The 18,631-nt window shown below is 37.8% G+C and carries 18 protein-coding genes; 3 read left to right on the forward strand and 15 right to left on the reverse strand.

The window, feature by feature from the left end; translation table 11 throughout:
• Window positions 1-586 precede the first annotated feature (586 nt).
• Window positions 587-1,174, reverse strand: coding sequence for an SET domain-containing protein (locus tag ABC374_RS11435; RefSeq protein ID WP_413017800.1), 588 nt, complete (start codon window positions 1,172-1,174; stop codon window positions 587-589).
• A gap of 1,954 nt (window positions 1,175-3,128) precedes the next feature.
• Between ABC374_RS11435 and ABC374_RS11440 the strand changes: the two genes are divergently transcribed.
• Window positions 3,129-4,160 carry an acyltransferase gene (locus ABC374_RS11440; RefSeq protein WP_413017802.1) on the forward strand — a complete coding sequence of 344 codons (1,032 nt, stop codon included), beginning with the start codon at window positions 3,129-3,131 and terminating at the stop codon, window positions 4,158-4,160.
• Between the two features lie 452 nt (window positions 4,161-4,612).
• On the opposite strand, the gene ABC374_RS11445 is transcribed toward ABC374_RS11440, so the two are convergent.
• The gene (locus tag ABC374_RS11445) at window positions 4,613-4,792 is read right to left on the reverse strand and encodes a hypothetical protein (RefSeq protein ID WP_350302703.1); all 180 of its coding nucleotides are present in this window, start codon (window positions 4,790-4,792) and stop codon (window positions 4,613-4,615) included.
• Between the two features lie 380 nt (window positions 4,793-5,172).
• Here ABC374_RS11445 and ABC374_RS11450 point away from each other — a divergent pair, with 380 nt between their 5' ends.
• A complete protein-coding gene (locus tag ABC374_RS11450) occupies window positions 5,173-5,544 on the forward strand; it encodes a cyclic-phosphate processing receiver domain-containing protein (RefSeq protein WP_413017804.1) in 372 nt (123 codons plus the stop codon).
• Between the two features lie 223 nt (window positions 5,545-5,767).
• On the opposite strand, the gene ABC374_RS11455 is transcribed toward ABC374_RS11450, so the two are convergent.
• The 13 genes from ABC374_RS11455 to ABC374_RS11515 all read right to left on the reverse strand — a co-directional run bounded on the left by ABC374_RS11455 (window position 5,768) and on the right by ABC374_RS11515 (window position 17,822).
• The gene (locus ABC374_RS11455; protein WP_413017806.1) at window positions 5,768-7,096 is read right to left on the reverse strand and encodes a 6-phospho-beta-glucosidase; all 1,329 of its coding nucleotides are present in this window, start codon (window positions 7,094-7,096) and stop codon (window positions 5,768-5,770) included.
• 18 nt (window positions 7,097-7,114) lie between these two features.
• Window positions 7,115-7,429 carry a PTS sugar transporter subunit IIA gene (locus tag ABC374_RS11460; protein WP_350302705.1) on the reverse strand — a complete coding sequence of 105 codons (315 nt, stop codon included), beginning with the start codon at window positions 7,427-7,429 and terminating at the stop codon, window positions 7,115-7,117.
• A gap of 2 nt (window positions 7,430-7,431) precedes the next feature.
• Window positions 7,432-8,334, reverse strand: coding sequence for an ROK family protein (locus ABC374_RS11465; RefSeq protein ID WP_413017809.1), 903 nt, complete (start codon window positions 8,332-8,334; stop codon window positions 7,432-7,434).
• Window positions 8,335-8,352: 18 nt separating this feature from the next.
• Entirely contained in the window at window positions 8,353-8,586 is a 234-nt protein-coding gene (locus tag ABC374_RS11470) for a hypothetical protein (protein ID WP_350302707.1), read from the reverse strand.
• 12 nt (window positions 8,587-8,598) lie between these two features.
• Complete coding sequence (locus ABC374_RS11475; protein WP_413017811.1) at window positions 8,599-9,945, reverse strand: PTS sugar transporter subunit IIC; 1,347 nt, start codon at window positions 9,943-9,945, stop codon at window positions 8,599-8,601.
• A gap of 33 nt (window positions 9,946-9,978) precedes the next feature.
• Entirely contained in the window at window positions 9,979-10,290 is a 312-nt protein-coding gene (locus tag ABC374_RS11480; RefSeq protein WP_350302709.1) for a PTS sugar transporter subunit IIB, read from the reverse strand.
• A gap of 3 nt (window positions 10,291-10,293) precedes the next feature.
• A complete protein-coding gene (locus tag ABC374_RS11485) occupies window positions 10,294-11,763 on the reverse strand; it encodes a glycoside hydrolase family 1 protein (RefSeq protein ID WP_413017813.1) in 1,470 nt (489 codons plus the stop codon).
• Window positions 11,764-11,890: 127 nt separating this feature from the next.
• The gene (locus ABC374_RS11490) at window positions 11,891-12,610 is read right to left on the reverse strand and encodes a MurR/RpiR family transcriptional regulator (RefSeq protein ID WP_350302711.1); all 720 of its coding nucleotides are present in this window, start codon (window positions 12,608-12,610) and stop codon (window positions 11,891-11,893) included.
• A gap of 312 nt (window positions 12,611-12,922) precedes the next feature.
• Complete coding sequence (locus tag ABC374_RS11495; protein ID WP_413017815.1) at window positions 12,923-13,840, reverse strand: DMT family transporter; 918 nt, start codon at window positions 13,838-13,840, stop codon at window positions 12,923-12,925.
• On the reverse strand, window positions 13,833-14,528 hold the full coding sequence (locus ABC374_RS11500; protein ID WP_413017817.1) for a GntR family transcriptional regulator: 696 nt from the start codon (window positions 14,526-14,528) through the stop codon (window positions 13,833-13,835). Before ABC374_RS11500 ends, ABC374_RS11495 begins: the two co-directional genes overlap by 8 nt.
• A 683-nt stretch (window positions 14,529-15,211) precedes the next feature.
• Window positions 15,212-16,030, reverse strand: a complete 819-nt coding sequence (locus tag ABC374_RS11505; RefSeq protein WP_413017819.1) for a methyltransferase domain-containing protein — start codon at window positions 16,028-16,030, stop codon at window positions 15,212-15,214.
• A gap of 207 nt (window positions 16,031-16,237) precedes the next feature.
• On the reverse strand, window positions 16,238-16,693 hold the full coding sequence (locus ABC374_RS11510) for a HEAT repeat domain-containing protein (protein ID WP_413017821.1): 456 nt from the start codon (window positions 16,691-16,693) through the stop codon (window positions 16,238-16,240).
• A 301-nt stretch (window positions 16,694-16,994) separates the two neighbouring features.
• A complete protein-coding gene (locus tag ABC374_RS11515) occupies window positions 16,995-17,822 on the reverse strand; it encodes a TrmB family transcriptional regulator (protein ID WP_413017823.1) in 828 nt (275 codons plus the stop codon).
• 139 nt (window positions 17,823-17,961) lie between these two features.
• Between ABC374_RS11515 and ABC374_RS11520 the strand changes: the two genes are divergently transcribed.
• Window positions 17,962-18,591: a homoserine/threonine efflux transporter gene (locus ABC374_RS11520; RefSeq protein WP_413017825.1), complete on the forward strand. Its 630-nt coding sequence runs from the start codon at window positions 17,962-17,964 to the stop codon at window positions 18,589-18,591.
• Window positions 18,592-18,631: the final 40 nt, after the last annotated feature.

Consider the following 18,631-nt stretch of genomic DNA (forward strand, 5'->3'; position numbering starts at 1 on the left):
TCGGTAATTTGTAGAAATATGCTGTTAAATGATAAAGAATTGCTTCATTCTACACTGCTTAAAATGATCACACTTTTGCCTTCCATATAAAGAATGTACTCACTTTTGGTTCCTACTGATTAGACACAAAAGTGAGTACATTAATTTGTGAAATAGTTGATTAATAAGCAATTATAGATACCTTAAATGTTCTTGCTTTTATGACCTTCTACACTTTTGTACACAGACACAAAAAGTTCAATACATTAAGGACATCCTCATCACATTCACTCTCTAACTGTTTTGATATACAAAATCGAGTTTATATACATCAATCGTATAAATTTAACTGTAAACACACATACCACCGTTCTGAAATTTCAGAACGGTGGTATGTGTGTTGCCCTTTTAACCTATAACTCCTCGCTGGATAACACATTCCAATCTAGGAAAAAGATATAATGTTCAGAGGGGCGGTTTTTTCTGTGTTTTAAACCCTCACGGTGATGATTCATGTTCCATCTTGCTTGCTGGATCGATAAAAAGCTGGTTGAATGAACTGAGAACAACCAACAGATCCGTCTGTCCTGATAGATGTTTGTTGCCTTTACTCCTCTTCATAGAGCGTAAGAAAGGAATCCGGCACGGCACGACCCTCTGCAATCGCGTTTACCCTGTCGACGTATTCCGGAAGAATCAGATGACGCAGAGGCTGGTCTACTTGATTCAATCGTTTAAATGCCTCCCGAGCCAACTCATCCCATTCCTTGTAGCGATGCAGATAATCATCCGGCATCACTACGGTGCTAGACGTCCCTTCCTCCGGTTCACACTCAAACGGTTCGTCTAACCCGAGCGTAGCATAGTCGCATGTGATTTGCTCTCCGGGGAGGATATCCCTCGACGCCAACTCAATTTCATAGACCGTCGAAACCACATTTGGACTGAAGCTGTGATTCATGTATCTGGCATGATCCCAGCACAGCACATAGCGGTCGTCATCGTTGAGGTAGGCATATTTATAGACGATTTCCTTTCGCACTAGATCAAGCGATTCAATCTCATCTTCCTCTAGGATGATGTCCAAATCATCCAATGCCCAGATAATCGTTCCTTTGGGAATCATTTTTGTGGCAAAGACCCCCACACCAATCTTTTCATTGACAAACCGAATCTCGGTATCTGGATGTATCATCGATTCTGTTCACCCTTTCTCAAAACTTACTATTATAATATATAGCAGATTCGTTTAATTGACTGTTCATTCGCGTATTTTATCCAAGTTCAATCAGCGGAATTTTCCACTAGAAAAATGAAATTGGTCGCTTTAATGGAAAAACCACAGAAATTTAGAAATAAACAGAAAAGAAGATGCATGATAACTTTCATCAAAACTTCACCGGAAAATATTGATCTTCATAGAATAAGTGAAGAGTATAATTATTAATGAAGGTGCTTACGGAAACAAAAGAATTTCTAGCTATATTACTTGATAGGTGAAATTATTTTGTAATTCATCATCATAGATCATCTTTTGAAAAATTCGAGGATAAAAAGTATGCAGTAAGCATCGACAAAAAAAGATGGTACTTAAATTTTAATTTAATAAGGAGAGTTCTCTAATTTGGTGACCTTACAGGAGCTTACAAATTAATACCTAAATATGATCCGAAGCCAATAACTAGTGAATTAATGATGGGGAAAGTTAATTTAGCAAATCAAACGATTTTAGATCGAGGAAAAAGAGAAAAGAACGCCACCTCCCCCTTCATCTCATTGCCTTACCGATTTCAAGACTATAAAGAAACACTTTTGGATCAGCAAAAACATTATAGTGAACCTTTTATAATCAGAAAAAATATGCCATTAAATCCTTGTGGACTGCACAAAATATTTAAAGAGATTTTAGAACCAGCTGATCTACCCCGCTCACCGATTTTCTCTGCATCATTTAAGGTATACTTTTGCTACCTTACTATTAAAAATTTGCAAATATCATATGTTTCAGTTGGTTCCTTATCTGTTTTTAACTCCAACAAGGACAAGTATTTTCATTCGATCACCTTAATTCCTACCTATCGTTCAATTAACATGCCCCTGTAGTTAAAGTAAAAAAGCCTTACTTCTTTTTGAAGTAAAGCACCCATTAGTTATATAAATTTTTGAGACAGTCAAATACAAATAAAGCTTCACCCCTTATGTCCTATTAGGAGCATTGACTCGTATTTAGGACTATGTTTTATTTGTTTTCCTTTTTTCAATTTCTTTTTTTACCAAAGGGATTACCTTTTCTTTTACTGTTTTTTGTACTTTTGGATCACTTATTAATTTTTTAAATTTGTTTAACACATTCATACCTCCGATTTATTAAATTTAGGATTTAACTAATATGGCTGTGTACTAAAAGGAATAAACGATTCTTCTTCTTGTCAAACATTTCACAAATGTTAAAAGTGGCAGGCCACTCTTAAAGTAAATTACCCAAAAGAATAAAAAAATCTAAAGAATTCCACAGTGCATAAATATATAATCCTCTTCTAAGAGCTGTTTTTAGTCGTTAAATCTACCTTCGTTTAACAACCACTTTATATACCATATATGCAATTACAATTATAGCTAGAATAAAAATTACTTTCATCCAAATCTACTCCCCATCTACTTTTTTCTATCCTCTCTTATACCCGTAATCTGTATTAAGAAACAATGAGATCAAGGAAAGGTTAATTAACCATAATTGATTTGTTATTAAATAAAACATAGTTTTCATAATAAATGTCTTGGTTGTAATAACCCAGGTAGAAAATGTATACGACGCTGAAAAAATAATGCGTTTAGCACCTTACTATACTCTTTGGACTTCTTACCAATAATGAGATATCAATTTGCAATTTGTAATCAGGTAGTTCCCACATTTCCTATAGTCAATAGGCAAGATTACAGGATTTTCTTCTGTAAGAGCCAAGTTAATTCGAACATTGGCATACATTATGACTATCCGCGAGGTGATGCACCACTCCCCCTCCTTTAAGTTTCTTACAGTATCTCGTAATTGGATTCAAAAAAAGAAAAATAAATAAAAATATTGCTTTGGTGTACATAATATAAGGAATAACCAATGATAGTAAAAGTGTTATGAAAAGGGTGAACAAATGGAAAGAAATAGCGCGATTGACTTTATTAAATTTTTTGCAATTTTTTCTGTTGTAGTCATTCATGTATTCCCAAAGGATAGCCAAATTGGTCTATTTATTCTCGATAACATCTCAAGGTTTGCGGTGCCATTCTTCTTTACTGCCTCTGGTTATTTGTTCGGTAAAAAGATGATACATACAAGGGATTCCATTGATTATTTTAAAAGGTATATTATAAAAATCTTAAAACTGTATTTATGCTGGCTCTTCTTTTATATGATGTATGATGTTCTTATTCTTTATAAAGTTGCTACCGATGCAGTAAAGGAATTAGCGCAATACATTAATCATTTTTCCTTTCTTGACCTTATATATTACGGAACTGGGACTAGCGGATACCAATTGTGGTTTTTAACCGCATTAATTTGGAGTGTTATCATTCTTTTCGTTTTTTTTAAATTAAAAAAAGTAAGGCTTCTTTTAACCATCAGCCTAATATTAAACTTGATAGGTCTTTTCGGACAATCGTATTCTGTGTTCTATGATTTTCCTCAAAGTACACGGGATGCTTTATTTATTGGTCTTTTTTATACAACTTTGGGATTCTTCTTAGCGGATGATAAATTCTTTAAAAAGTCAAGAGCAATAACAGCCAAAACCTACCTATTATTAATTTTTATCTTCTTTACTTTCCAAGTGGTAGAAGGATACTTATTAGATAAGGTATTATCAGGAAGCCATGGAGAATATTTTATTTCTACTATCTTTTTAACTGCATTTCTTTTTTTATTTGCATTAAATAATAAAACATTGGGGAAGGATTTGTTCATTACTAAAGTAGGAGGAAGAGCCCTAGGTATATACATTGTTCATGTAGTCTTCATCGATATTTTTGATTTGATTTTATCGGCAGTAAAAATGGATCATATATCCGACAATTTATTGTTAAAACTATTTGAGACACTCCTTATAATTTCTATGTCGTACATTTCTTATGACCTCCTTCAATATTTCAAAAGGCGTTTAAGCAAAATGATAAAAACCTGTTAGTGGAGAGTTACAACGATAAAAGCGCATGAGACCTCAAGTCCCAATAATTCTTCTTAAAAATTACACTTAAAAAACCACAGGTCCAAGCGTTATTAAGTCGATGTTCTCTCCTCTATAAATGAAAAAAATCTGTTTTTTGCTTTCAACTAAGTTTGACAGAAATTTGTTGTCACTCCCTTTTTTTGAGAATTTTATCTTTATATTTGCAAACCCTGAATTAATTCAATTATGTTAAATCCTTTTTTGACACTTCGATTTAACTTAGTGCGACCAAGACTTTATGATGCCAATTAAACAGATTTGCGGTGATATGGTTTGTTCTCCCGCTTTCTCATATATAAGTAATGATAGGTTTGATACTACTTTGCCCATTAAAAAAGCGCCTTTCTCAAAGGGCTAAGCTGGTTATTTATAGTTAAAAAATTGATCCCCTATACAAGTAAATGTTGGTTTTATCCTTTTGACATAGTGAAGGAATCAACGTTACATTCTTTTAAAGCATCATTAATCAATGTAAGCTGATCATTAATCATTGATAAGTAGGAAATATGATAATCATTTATTTGTTCCTTTAACTCCAACAGCAGCGTTTTTTCCCTAAGTACAAGGTAAATCTCGTCTGGATGTAACATATCACTTCTCCTTTTAGTCAAGATATTACCTTTTACCCAATTTATTACAATCATTAACTTGTAAATGGATGTTTTGTACCATATTTCACAAGGGATATTAAGAAGAAGTTGGACTATACGTTTTTTATTACAAACCATGCAACATAGTTTCATAATGGGCTCAGTGACAGTTCCTCCTTTTAGTAAAGTTCCGTCAGTTGAGGTAGCACAACGATAAGTATATAGAATATTTATTAAAAAAAGCTGTCGTATATTAGTCTTTAACGTCGAATATGCCCCCTTCTTAGATTGTTATGTTAGACTTAAAATATCAAACCATATTTTCTTGGGTTTGATAGACTTTTCTTAGTCACACTTGTATAAGGAAAGGAGTGTAGTAAATGGAGAAAATCAGCGTTTTTCTGGATGACTATCGGAAAGCACCCGATGGCTATGTGTTAGTCGAGACTATTGACGAATGTATAGAGCTATTGCAAAACTTTGATATTGAACATCTTTCTTTGGACCATGATTTATTAAATAAAACCAGGAATGGTTTTATGCTTGTTCAAAAGATGGTCAAAGAAAAACTATTTGCCAATCGCATTACTATTCACTCTGCCAATTCAGTTGGCGGTAAAGCAATGTACAACTGTTTAAAGCAAGCACAACGGAATTCAACTATGCCCCCTGCCATTATTGTATCCTTACGACCCTTGCCTCTCAAATTCTTCCCGTCAAAGGTTCTGCAACATTATATAGATATACGGTAAACTCTTCTCAATCTCAATTACATTTCATCCATTGTAAATGTAAAATAAACTATATTGAAAAGGCAACTTTATTCATAGTTGCTTTTTTGTATTTTTATTTTGACTGTTGTACAGATAGAAGCAATCCTTAATAAAAAAAGATCACTCCCTGATCAGAATCTATCAGGGAGTGATCTTTTTTGGTCCAAAAGCTATAAGCACCTTCTGTAACCATTGATTTAAATCATGATTTAACTTCATTAAAAAATTGCGGCAGGTCTTCTTTATGCGCTTCGAGCATTTCATCCAGTATTTTTTTGGCGATGGTGTCTGATGGTACTAAAGGATTTATGGTCATCGCCACTAAAGCTTTATGATAATCTCCTGTGACAGCCGCTTCAGCAGCCATCCTTTCGAAAGATTTAATTTGCTGGACCAATCCCCGGACTGCTACAGGCAGGTCGCCAATGGCGATTGGTCTTGGCCCTTCTTTGGTGATCACACAGTTAATTTCAATGGCTGATTCATTTGGAATACTCGCTATCGCCCCGTTATTGCGTGTGTTGACTGGCTGTATATCCCGCTTATCATTGTAAATCGAATTGATGAGACTGCATGCCGCTTCGCTGTAATACGCTCCACCGCGCTTTTCTAGTTGAGCCGGTTTAACATTCAGTTCAGGATCTCTATACAATTCAAATAGGTCCTTTTCCAGTTGTTGAACGACCTCGGCCCGCGTCCCATTTGTTGCTGAAGATTCCTTTTCTTCGGCAAGCATTTCATCGGTCTTGTAATAATAACGATGGTATCCGCAAGGAATAATGCCCATTCCTTTGATGAAATCACGATCCCAGGCAAAGCCCGCAATGTTTTTCATCGTCATTTCATTTTTTGGATCCCCAAGCGCATTTATTACTTTATCCTTCATGCTTTTTCCGTCCACATATACATCCAGTCCGAATACCATATGATTCAATCCTGCAAAATCGACTTGAACCCTGTCTGGCTCTACATCCAAAGCTTTTGCTATGCCCATTTTCATCCCGATGGGAACATTGCATAAACCAACAATTTTTTTGATGGTGCTATACCTTAAGACTGCCTCCGTAACCATTCCAGCTGGGTTGGTGAAGTTCACAAGCCAGGCATCCGGACAAAGCTCCTCCATATCCCTGCAGATTTCAAGTATCACGGGTATGGTCCGAAGTCCTTTGAAGAGACCTCCAGGCCCATTTGTCTCCTGTCCGATTACATCATATTTTAATGGAATCCTTTCATCCTTAGCTCTTGCATCAAGTAATCCGACCCGGAATTGGGTCGTTACAAAATCTGCATCCTTCAATGCTTCACGTCGGTTAAGCGTAAGGTGAATGTCAATTGGCAGACCTGCCTTTTCAACCATTCTCCTAGCAAGGTTTCCGACGATCTCCAGTTTTTCGTTACCTTTGTTTATGTCAACGAGCCAGATTTCACTTACAGGAAGTTCATCATACCGTTTGATAAAACCTTCAATCAGTTCCGGTGTATAGCTGGAACCGCCGCCTATTGTCACGATTTTTATCCCATTCTTCAAAATGACATCCCTCCATTCTTATTTTTGTCTCATTTCCCGATACATTTTAATCATTTCTGCAACTAGGTCCCTTATCGTCTCAGCACTCATCATTTGATCCTCTGCATGCATAAGTAGAAGCGAGAATTCCACCTTTTGTCCTGATGCTTCCTGCTGGATGAGCCCTGAATGGGCATGGTGGCCTTCAACCATATGAATCTGGGATTTCTTCAGTTTTTCCTCGGCCGCTTCATATCGTCCTTCTCTTGCCTCATACAAGGCTTCCATGATCAAGCTCTTTGCGGTCCCTACATTGCTGATCATTTCAAAAGCTACAGCTTCCAATCCTTCCATGACTATTCCCTTCTTCCTTGGTTTACATATGTTTGCAGATGATGAAACAAGGCACCGAACATGCCTGCATCATTGTTCAAAAAACATGCTTCAATACAATCTCCATTTATATATCCATTTAATGATTCGACTCTTCTTCTGAGCTTTGGTATCAATTCTTGCCTGGCACTTACAGCTCCGCCAATCAAGATTTTGCTTGGATTGAACATGAAATACAAATTGTGGATTCCAATTGCAAGGCTATCATAGAACCTTTCCACTTCATCGCGAGCTATAGGGTCTCCAGTTTCATATGCATGAAAAACATCCTGTCCGGTTACTTCCTCAACCAAAATTCCTTTATGTTTTGCATACCGTTCCCTGATGCCTGAAATAGATCCATTCCAACTCAAAGTATTTTTAAAAGCTGATCCATCTTTGCTACCATGGGTGATCATGAATCCAAATTCACCGGCCCCAAAGGAAATGCCCCGGTATAATTGATTGTTAAGGAAAACCGCTCCGCCAACCCCTGTACCGACAGTCATGCAGAGAAAGTGTTCAGTGTCCTTTGCGTTCCCCTTCCATTTCTCGGCTAGAGCGACACAATTCACATCATTTTCCACCGTGACAGGCAGATTCGTCCGTTCCTCCATATATGTTTTAATGTTGAAACCATCAAAATCCTTGATGGCTCCACCCATTTCTATAAAACCTGTCTGGTCATTGACAAAGCCGGGAGCGCTAATTGCGATTCCTCGTAAACTGGGAAAAACGGAAACTTTAGCTAAGATCGCTTCAAGGATAGCTTCCCCATTGTTGCGAACCGTCGGAAATCTTCCTTTTTCCAAAATATCGCCTAATTCTGTCAGCAATCCGTATTTTATTTCCGTTCCCCCTATGTCAAAGGCTAGATAGTTGGACATGATATCCTGTCCCCCTTACTAAATTTTTTTGATAGTATAATATAGACCAGGGCCGAACTTGGATTGCTGAAAGACCTGTTTAAGGTGCTTCACCGCTTCCTCTCCTTTGAGGGCGGTCATTGCTTCAAATATTGCCTGAACCCGATTTGAGGATAGAAGAGTTGTTTTTATGCGTTCATCTTCATATTCCGAGAAGAAATCACAAAGATATGATATCTGTCCGCAATTCATTTGAATTTGATAAGTATTCATGCATTCTCCTTTCTAAGCAGGTAAATCGTTATTGCCGGCATCCGTTGGTTGCTGTATGGCTGCAGCCTTATTGGAAGCTAGCACGAACGGTAGATAGACAAGCGTTGAAACAGCCAGACAGACGAATCCAATAACCAAGGCCATCCAGTTTCCGCCAGTACCAAAGAATGCAATAAGCGGACCAGGCGTCGTCCACGGCACAGTATAGGCTATCGGCGGTATCAGCTCTGTTGTGATCGCGATATAGCCGATCAAGTTGTTTACTGCCGGCACCAGGATGAAAGGGATGATCAATATTGGATTAAGTACAACTGGCAATCCAAAGATGATCGGTTCATTGATATTGAAGATGCCCGGTGCAATGGAAAGCTTTCCGATATCGTGATAATCCTTTCTTCTTGATGCGATGAAAATGGCAATGATCAATCCCAGGGTCATGCCTGATCCACCGTAATTGGCGAAAGCATCATTGATAGCCCAAGTAACAGGGTAGGGAGCTCCCCAGGCAGATCCATGTGCAGCGACATAGTTCAGGTTTTCAAGCGTTGCCTCCGCAAACATTCCTTCCCTGATTGCGGCAACTGTATTAGGACCATGAATCCCGAAGACCCAGAGGAGATTCGATACTATGGCCAGGATAATTAACGAGAATATATTGGTTCCCAAGTTTTTTAATGGGGTCTGGATCGCTGCATATATCAATTCATGGATCCCATTTGGGTAGATAGCTAGAATGATTGCATTACCAACTGAGAATAAAACTGTAATGATGACGATTGGAAAAAGAACCTTGAATGTTCTCGAGATGGCTGGCGGTACGGACGCAGGCATCGTGATTTGAAGACGTTTCGATTTGGATAAACGGCTGAAGATCTCGCCCACGAGCAAGCCGATGATCATGGCTACGAAGAGACCCTGTGCCCCCACCCATTGAGTGGAAAGGAAATTCGTCCCGTCAACCACCGTATAAGCGGGATATACAATGAAGAAAGTGGAAAGGGCAGTTAATCCGCAAAGAAGGTCATCCGCCTTCATGGCTAAGGCGATATTCCTGGCAATTAGAAAGACGATGAATATGGATAAAATACTGGTTGAACCATTCAATACTGGTGCGAATACCTGCTGGAAATCAGCCAAATTAGGAAATAGCTTATTCAAGAACAGCATCTTTGCAATGAATCCATCCGGAGCCAGTACAGCAAAATTCAGTAAAACGATCAATGAACCCGCAAGCGTGATTGGAAATGCTAATATAAAAGCGTCACGAATAGCAACAATATGCCTTTGAGAGTTCAGTTTAGCCGCGACAGGAACAAGGGCTTTTTCCATACCACGCTCAAAACTAGCCATGAATCCCATAAAATACCCCCCTGAATCATTCTTTTTTTTGTTTTATTGATCTTGACCAATAAGCTCTAATGCCCGATCGAGGATCGCGCTCCCGTTCATCGTTCCATATGCTCTCATTTCTATAACCTCTACTGGCACCCTTCCGTCTACAATGGCATCCACCTGTGCTTTTTGATATCTGACCTGAGGACCCAATAATACGACGTCCACTTCCTCAGCGGCTTTTGAGCATTCTGAAATGGGCAAGGCAACAATATCAATGGCGATGCCCTTATCCTTTGCAGCGTCATTCATTTTATTAACGAGCAAGCTGGTGGACATTCCAGCTGCACATACCAATAGTATTTTTTTCATTCATTATTCCTCCTTTTGAATAATAGATTGAATATTCTGTAAATTATTTCCGTTATTTTCTATCAATTCTTTATACCAATAGAAACTTTTTTTCTTAATGCGCCTTAAATCCTTTTCACTATGTTCATCTCTGTTCACATAAACGAAGCCGTAGCGCTTCTTGTAGCCATTAAGCCAGCTAAGTATATCCGTGAATGACCAAGTGCAATATCCAATTAGGTCCACACCGTCACTGATGGCATCCTGGCAGGCTGCTACATGACTTTTCAAATACTCAATGCGGTACTCATCATTCACCACATCCCCTTCAAGGAGCGTATCATATTCACCTAAGCCATTTTCAGTGATGAGGATAGGGAGCCTATATCTGCTGGTCAATCTGCGAAGTCCGATACGAAGGCCTGTAGGGTCGATTTCCCAATCCCAGTTCGTTGCATCCAAGTGAGGATTTCGCTTTGATTTGAAAAGTCCGGGAACACCGCTTTCCTCTGATGTTCCTTTCTTTCCGGTCGTATTCATGGTCCCCAGTTCAATGCCGTCAAGCGGGTTCATTTCGACAGTTCCCGATCTATAGTAATTGACTCCGATGAAGTCAGGCCTTCCAAAGGCCAGAAGTTCCATATCCCCATCCATGATGGACGGAGCCAGACCATTTCTCTCTAAATACTTCATGCTTATCATAGGATAGGTTCCCCAGCAATAAACATCCAGCCACCAATGGTTATTGAGGTCCTCGGCATTTTCATAAGCAAGGATATTATCCGGGGCACAAGTAAAAGGGTATGTCGGTCCAAAAGCAAAGCTGGGACCGATTTTGCCTTCAGGTACGAACCTTCTGAATGATTGGATGGCTTTAGCATTGGCCAAGTTTGCAATATGATTGGCTTCATACATCCTTTTTGCATCTTTCACACCCGGTGGATGCAGCCCTGTACGGTATCCTAATCCGATAAATACATTTTGCTCATTCAAAGTGACCCAGTACTTAACCCGTCCGCCGAAGCGTTTGAACAGCGTGATGCAATATTCGTTGAAGTCATGAATGATTTCCCTTGATTCCCAGGCACCATATTCCTCCATTAATGCTTGGGGAACATCCCAGTGGTAAACCGTTAAAATGGGCTCAATGCCGTGTTGTAGCAATTCATTAATGAGGTCATCGTAAAATTTCAGGCCCGCTTCATTGATTTTTCCTTTCCCTTCAGGATAAATCCGGCTCCAGGCAACAGAAAAGCGGTATGCCTTCAATCCCATATCGGCCATCAAGGCAATGTCTTCCCTGAAACGATGATAATGGTCAACCGCCACATCACCGTTCGTACTTTCATAAGTCGTACCATTCTTTTTTGCATAAATATCCCAGACAGAAAGACCCTTTCCATCCTCATTCCATGCTCCCTCCACTTGGTATGCTGCCGATGCAGAGCCCCATAAAAAGTTTTCTGGGAAGCGTTCACTCTTTTGATGAATCATTATCTCACCTCTTCCTAAGAAAATTGTATCCGCTTTCAATGTTGCGGTAAATACCATTCCCCCTTTCTGTTTTTTGTGACGTCAGTTGTCATCTGTTACATAAAAGAAACAGGATGTTTCTCGTGATCTATATCTTGTATATTTCTTTGGCAATCGCCTCTAACAGATAAACGACCGGAATTTGGGTGGTTATATTCGATTTACCGCTGTATTCCTCTGTCACGAAATAGGATATATTCAAATCTGATATCCTTGCAATCGTACTGACTTTATTATTGGTTATGCTGACGATGGTGCTTCCCTCTTCTTTTAAACATTTTATAAGGTCAATGATCTCTATCGTTTCTCCAGACACACTCAAGGCAATCGTTACACTGTTACTTGAATACTTTGAATGGATTGGAAAGAAAGGATCCTTAATATATAAGGAAGATTTCCCAAGGCTGGAAACATAGCGTGACCCATATTCAGCCATAATGCCCGAGCTTCCAATACCAAGAAAAATGACACTCTCCGCTTTGGCAATCAGCCTCGCCGTTTCTTGAATATATGACTCGAAGCTTCCCTTCAGTGTCCTCTCTACAAATTCCGACAAAGAATGTTGGGTACTCTTTAGCTTGACATGCTGTTTCTCACTTATATACATCTTAAGCTTCACTTTGAATTCAGAGTAACCAGCGCAATCAACCTTTCTGCAAAAACGAAGGATAGTGGAAGTAGAGACATGTGTCTCATCTGCGAGCTCCCTTATCCTCATATAAGAGACCTTTTCTGCGTTTTTGGTAATATAACCATATAACGAACATTCCAATTCATTAAAAGATGCAATGGCTTCTCTAGTAAACATATAAAAACTCCTTCTGAGTGTCAGTTAACGACCAAAGTCTCATTTTCATTTTCCATACTCGTATCTATATTTCGATTTCTATGCCATTTCTCCTTTTATTACTTATAATACATAGGTTATTTGGAAGATTGGTTCTGCTGGATAAGTTGCACAGTCTAAATAACGGCCTTTGAATAGCCAAATGTTGCGTAATACTCGTAAAATACAAAAAAAGCAATTCACATGAAGTGTAATTGCTTTTTAAAGAAGTGTATATTTTCGAGCTTCGTCCACTCCATAGTAGATTATTAGTTTTTTCATTAGCATCTGACATTACTTGTTTTTTACGATCGATAAAATCGTAATGGTGCTAATAATGCAGAGCGTGCCAAGCCACTCGGCAAAACCAAATGTTACATTCAGCCAGAAAACGGATATTAAGGTTGCGGATAATGGTTCAACCGAAGCAAATAAACTTACCTCAGAAGCCGAGATGAATTTGGTACTTTCCAAATAAAAATAAAAAGCAATGATCGTACCGAAAATGATGATGAATAAAACCGCTGAAAATGAAGGTAACGTCCAATTGCCTTCAAATGCCCATGGAGGATGGATTACGCTAAAGCATATGCCTCCAATCAACATGCCCCAACCCACAACAATCATCGCTCCCCATCTAGAAAGGAGTTTATAAGGCTGCAATGTATAGAACGCCAATGCAAAGGCTGATGTTACTCCCCAAAATACTGCCCAGCCGGAAATGGATAGTGTACGAATGCTTCCTCCCGTCACAAGCAAAAAAGTGCCTAAAATCGCTATGATTACAGCTACACTCACAGTAATGCTTGGAAAACGTTTGGAGCGAATGGCTAAATAACAAGTGATAAGCGCCGGTGCCAAGTATTGAAGGACTGTGGCAGTGGCTGCGTTGCCATGTTCAATCGCTGCAAAATATGTGTATTGAACAGCGAGCATTCCTAGAATGGCAAAAAGGATAATTTGAAGCGCATCTTTTTTGGTTTTCCAAATCTCAAAAACTTTCAGCCTTTCATTCTTATAAGCGACACCCAATAAGATGATTCCAGAAAGCAACAAGCGTATAACAGTGAGCCACTCAGGACTGAATCCTTGCTGCTGAAACAGATATTGAGCTGCCGTCCCTGACACTCCCCATAACGCAGCACCAGTCAGTACTAGTGCAATCCCTTTGTTTCTTGTAGGTGATATAGCAACTAAAGTATCATTACTCATTTTTTTCTACCCCGCTTTTTACACGTTCCGTATGGGCTTGAATTCTTAAATAACTTTCTTTCCAATTCTTTTCTATCACCTTAAGCACCATAGTGAGATTTCCATTCCTTAATGCGTGTATGATCTGATCATGCTCATCAACGGAAAGATGAACATCACTTACCTGATTGAAATAAAACAGTTCCATTCGTATAAGTTTTTGTTTGAGTCCCGATAGGATCCGCTTCATTTCATCATTTGTAGAAAGCTTGATGTAAATGGAATGAAAGTCATTATCTTTCTGAACGGCCACCATTTGATTTCCTTCGTCGATTGCTTTTTTCACTTCATGATTGATGGCTTCCATTTCTATTAAGTGTTTTTCTTCAATGAAATCAAAAGCCTGTTCCATAGCCAGCTTTTCCAGTGTCCAAACAATGGAGTATATGTCTAATACACCATCGAATCGTATAGGGGAAACAATTGTTGAACGGCTTGGCTTGGTCTCGACAAATCCTTCATCCTCAAGCCTTAATAGTGCTTCTCTTATTGGGGTTCTGCTTACACCCAATTGCTCGGCTAATTCTTTATCGCGTAATTGCTGGCCTGGCGTTAGGTTTCCCTGGACAATCCAATCCCGCAATATCATGTATGCTTCTTCACGTACAGAAGTACGTTTTATTTTTTGAGATGAATTTGAATGCTTCAACGGCTATACCTCCTTAAATTACCGATATATAATATGCAATATATCACATATTGCATGCCGTAAGAAAGAAATTATAGAAAATTTAAATCTGGATTCTTTGTTAAAACATCAAGCACATTTTAATAAAAGGGAATACTTCCATAGTAAAAACATTTTTTTCGAATGATGAAAGTAATCCTTCTACCATGAGTCCTCGAGCTTTAAGATTTACAACGATTCACTGAAAATAAGTTCTATTTTTCTGTATATCCATAGTATGTATTTTTAAATTTTTAGAACACTAGACTGAGACTTACGACATTTGTAGTTTAGTGCTCCTGGAACTCACAAATATTGGATAGTTTTCGCGAATGAATTGGATACTTCTCACTTTATGACCATTTCAAGTGAAATTTGGTGTTTCTAAAAAAATGTCTTGAAAATGTCTTGGTGCTGACCGCACTCATTACATGAATATTCTATTTCCAATGCATCTTCAGTTACTGTATGAACTGTCTCTTTTTTACAAGTTTCACAAAATCTCTTTTCGGATATTTCTTTCATTTATCATTCACACTCCGTTTTATCATCTTTTTTGTAGTCTTGTTAATATTATTTTGCGAATATCCAACAGAAAAAATACCTTTTTCCTGAAGGACCTAAAAAAGAAGGTAAAGAACTCAGAGAAAAAGGTACTCAAATTGTTAATTTAACCTTGGATTCCAATACATCAAAGCTGCATGAAACGGATATTCGTATTCGAAAACTCCCTCTTTTTCCAGCACATATTTATTTAGGATCGTTTTTACTTCATCGTAGGAAAAATGTTCATCAAGAATTTTTGTTGTATTATCTCGGATCACTTCTTCAAAGGTGTAATAGATTTTTTTACTTTTCAATTTAACGATCTTACAGTCCGCCAGTATTCCAAGTTGATACAAAACATTCAAGATGTGTATGTAATCCCGTTTTCTTAAATTGATTGTATATCCTTGTTGCTGCAATTCCATATAATGAGGTTTTTCAGGGCCGGTTGTCATACCTACTATCACTAAGCGGGCTGCAGACTCATTCATTTTTAATAAGGTTTGACCGATTTCTTTCATACGGTAATAACAATTAAAACCAAATACTACGTCAAATTTGTTTCTTTTGGTCTCACTTTCCCACTTATCATGAATCAACTCCATGTTTTCGAAACCTTTTTCGTTCGCCTGGGATTCCAAAAAATTGATAATGCTTTTGGAACTATCTATACAAGTTAGCTTCCTGACTTCTTTTGCAATATCAAATGTATAATTTCCCCATCCAGGGCCGATTTCCAATACATGATCATCCTGTTTTAATAATGCCAATAACTCCTGCTGTACAATTTTTGCATAAGGGTCCGCTTTATGTTGCTTTTTCGCTGCAACCTTGGAAGCCCAAAAAGCTTCTTCTGCAGCATCATCTTTTAGCCTGTTAGGTATATTCCCTGTATGATCCGCCATTGCCTGTTTCCAAAGTTCAATATAATCTGTCATCTTTTCTCCCCTGAATTCGTATGTATTTATCGGCTTTCACAGTGGTTTGGAGTTGCATATTAGTTTGTTTCAAATTAAAGCAAACAGCCAAATACTTCCTCTTTTAAATATATTAGCATACCATAGCTAAAACTTTGTTTTACACATAAGAAAAAGGAGCAAAAACTTTGCTCCTGCAACAAATATTGCTTATTATCCTTTACACTTTTATCTTTTCGATAAAGCTGACCACGTATTTTCAAGCCATTTATCAAAGTCTGCTCCTTTTTCACCCTCATATGTATCATATATATCCATTCTCATCTTCTGGAGTTTCTCTTTGAATTCAGTATATGTGTGATTTTCTGGTAAACTCTTCTTGATCCTGACTAAGATTTTGGTCAAACCTTCGACCAACTCTCCTTTTTTCCTTGCTGGCAATTGAACATCTTCACCTAAACTTTTCAATTGACGGTAGGCTGCCTCTTGAACTTTATATACAGAATCATTACTCATGATATGTGTGAGAATGTCGATTACTTGTTTATTTTTTGACTGGCCTAATTCTTCGATCGCATCTAAACGTTCTCTCCAATTAGATTTGCGATTGGCAGATTTTTTTAATTCCTCATAGTTGGCAGGTAACTCGATACCCTTTGTTTCTTTGTTATTCAAATGAATCATTTCTCCTTCTGTCTTAGTATTCCGGATATCAAAATGTTAATCCGCTACTACAATAATCCCATTACCAGGAATGGTTTATTACAATCCTTATTATACCCTTTTCCATATTTTAATATAGTTAAATTCCTAAATCATCTGTTGTATCCTCAAATCAGTCGGGTGCCGGGGGTGCGATGCTTTGCTCTACAAACTTACTTGCACCTATAGCTCCAAAAGTAGCTTCAACAGTAAAAGGCATAAATCCTGCCTGGATTCATGCCCCTATAGTTGACTATGAAGTATGCAGACAATAATAGCAAATCTAGTCCACGTAATGTTTTTTATAATCTGGATGGATAGAAAACTTTTTACGTAAATTGGCGAGATTTACACCAAAGCTTTCTTCTAATAGTTCTCTATGCTTCTCCATGATTTCCATCAGATACAAATCATGAATCATGACTTCTGTAATGGGCATCACTAATCCTACATGCATGGTCCATGCTGCACGGCTATCTTTACCAAGCGAGACAATGCCTGCTACTACTTCTGAATCATCTCCACTGATAACAAGCCATCGTCCGCCATACTCTTCTGTAATTGCATAACCCATATAATGGAGGTAAACATTAGCAAAATCACATACGATTTCCCCATAGGCAATAATTGTTACATTGACCCCTTTATTTGCTGCCTGTCTTAGTTCATACTCTAATTCTTCGAATTCGTCTTCCCAAATCTCTAAGAGTATTCTTTTTTTAGCAGATAATATACAAGCTTTTACCTTATCGAGTATTTCATTGCGTCCCATGATATTCCAGATATTTTCACGGTCATTTGCAGAACGTTCAAACTCCGCTAATGATTTTTCTGCCCGTTCAAAATTCTCTTCTGCTTTTATCCGTCGGTTTTTTATTAGTTCCTTTGCAGGTACAGGCGTATATTGTGGTATGTTTCCAGGACTAACCAGAATATCTCCTCTTATTGCGAGACTGTCCAGAATTTCATAGATTCTTGAACGTGGTACACCGGAGTTTTTTGCTACTGCATAGCCTGTTAATGGCGATTCTTCCAATAAGGTAAGATATGCTTTCGCTTCATATTCGGTAAAGTTTAGATTTTTTAATGTTTCTAAAATGTTTTCTTTCATAATCCCTCCAACACAACCTTAGTCGCTACCTTTGTAACTAATATTTTAACAAAATCTGTTGACGTTTTCCATTTTCATCTAATATACTTACATAAGTAGTTACTTGAGTAGCAACTATTAAAAAGAAGGGAGAAATAGTATGGATAGCTTACTTACATACATATCAATTGTTGCAATGATGGTTATTATACCAGGAGCAGATACTATGCTCTTAGTGAAAAACACGCTTAGCCATGGTACAAAAGCTGGACGGTATACGGTTCTCGGAATGGCAACGGGACTTTCTTTTTGGACGCTTATTGCAATTCTTGGACTATCTGTTGTGATTGCGAAGTCTGTGATTCTTTTCAGTGCAATCAAATATTTGGGAGCCGCCTACTTAATTTATTTAGGGATAAAAAGTTTTTTTGCTAAAAGCGTTTTTTCTTTAAAAGAAATTCAAGCACAAGCAAATACACCTGCAAAGCATTCAAACCGGCATAATAAAGATTCCTTTATGCAAGCATTACTTAATAATATTCTTAATCCAAAGACCGTTTTAGTTTATATTACAATCATGCCGCAATTTATCAATTTGAACGGAAATGTAAACCAGCAATTGATTATATTAGCCTTCATCTTAACCTTGCTCGCTGTAATGTGGTTTCTATTTCTTGTTTATCTAATTGATTACGCAAAAAAATGGATGAACAACTCCAAATTCCAGAAAGCATTCCAAAAATCAACTGGCTTAATTTTAATTGGTTTTGGGATAAAAACAGGAATATAAATTCATTTACTAACACATCTAATTTGATTCCATCCGTTCA

Origin of the sequence: Peribacillus phoenicis, from assembly GCF_047238085.1 — a bacterium.
Lineage (GTDB): Bacteria > Bacillota > Bacilli > Bacillales > DSM-1321 > Peribacillus.

Coding starts and splice junctions, on each gene's coding strand:
- ABC374_RS11435 (WP_413017800.1), bottom strand. CDS start 1,174: ATGATACATCCAGATACCGAGATTCGGTTTGTCAATGAAAAGATTGGT.
- ABC374_RS11440 (WP_413017802.1), top strand. CDS start 3,129: ATGGAAAGAAATAGCGCGATTGACTTTATTAAATTTTTTGCAATTTTT.
- ABC374_RS11445 (WP_350302703.1), bottom strand. CDS start 4,792: ATGTTACATCCAGACGAGATTTACCTTGTACTTAGGGAAAAAACGCTG.
- ABC374_RS11450 (WP_413017804.1), top strand. CDS start 5,173: ATGGAGAAAATCAGCGTTTTTCTGGATGACTATCGGAAAGCACCCGAT.
- ABC374_RS11460 (WP_350302705.1), bottom strand. CDS start 7,429: ATGGAAGGATTGGAAGCTGTAGCTTTTGAAATGATCAGCAATGTAGGG.
- ABC374_RS11465 (WP_413017809.1), bottom strand. CDS start 8,334: ATGTCCAACTATCTAGCCTTTGACATAGGGGGAACGGAAATAAAATAC.
- ABC374_RS11470 (WP_350302707.1), bottom strand. CDS start 8,586: ATGAATACTTATCAAATTCAAATGAATTGCGGACAGATATCATATCTT.
- ABC374_RS11475 (WP_413017811.1), bottom strand. CDS start 9,945: ATGGGATTCATGGCTAGTTTTGAGCGTGGTATGGAAAAAGCCCTTGTT.
- ABC374_RS11480 (WP_350302709.1), bottom strand. CDS start 10,290: ATGAAAAAAATACTATTGGTATGTGCAGCTGGAATGTCCACCAGCTTG.
- ABC374_RS11485 (WP_413017813.1), bottom strand. CDS start 11,763: ATGATTCATCAAAAGAGTGAACGCTTCCCAGAAAACTTTTTATGGGGC.
- ABC374_RS11490 (WP_350302711.1), bottom strand. CDS start 12,610: ATGTTTACTAGAGAAGCCATTGCATCTTTTAATGAATTGGAATGTTCG.
- ABC374_RS11495 (WP_413017815.1), bottom strand. CDS start 13,840: ATGAGTAATGATACTTTAGTTGCTATATCACCTACAAGAAACAAAGGG.
- ABC374_RS11505 (WP_413017819.1), bottom strand. CDS start 16,030: ATGACAGATTATATTGAACTTTGGAAACAGGCAATGGCGGATCATACA.
- ABC374_RS11510 (WP_413017821.1), bottom strand. CDS start 16,693: ATGATTCATTTGAATAACAAAGAAACAAAGGGTATCGAGTTACCTGCC.
- ABC374_RS11515 (WP_413017823.1), bottom strand. CDS start 17,822: ATGAAAGAAAACATTTTAGAAACATTAAAAAATCTAAACTTTACCGAA.
- ABC374_RS11520 (WP_413017825.1), top strand. CDS start 17,962: ATGGATAGCTTACTTACATACATATCAATTGTTGCAATGATGGTTATT.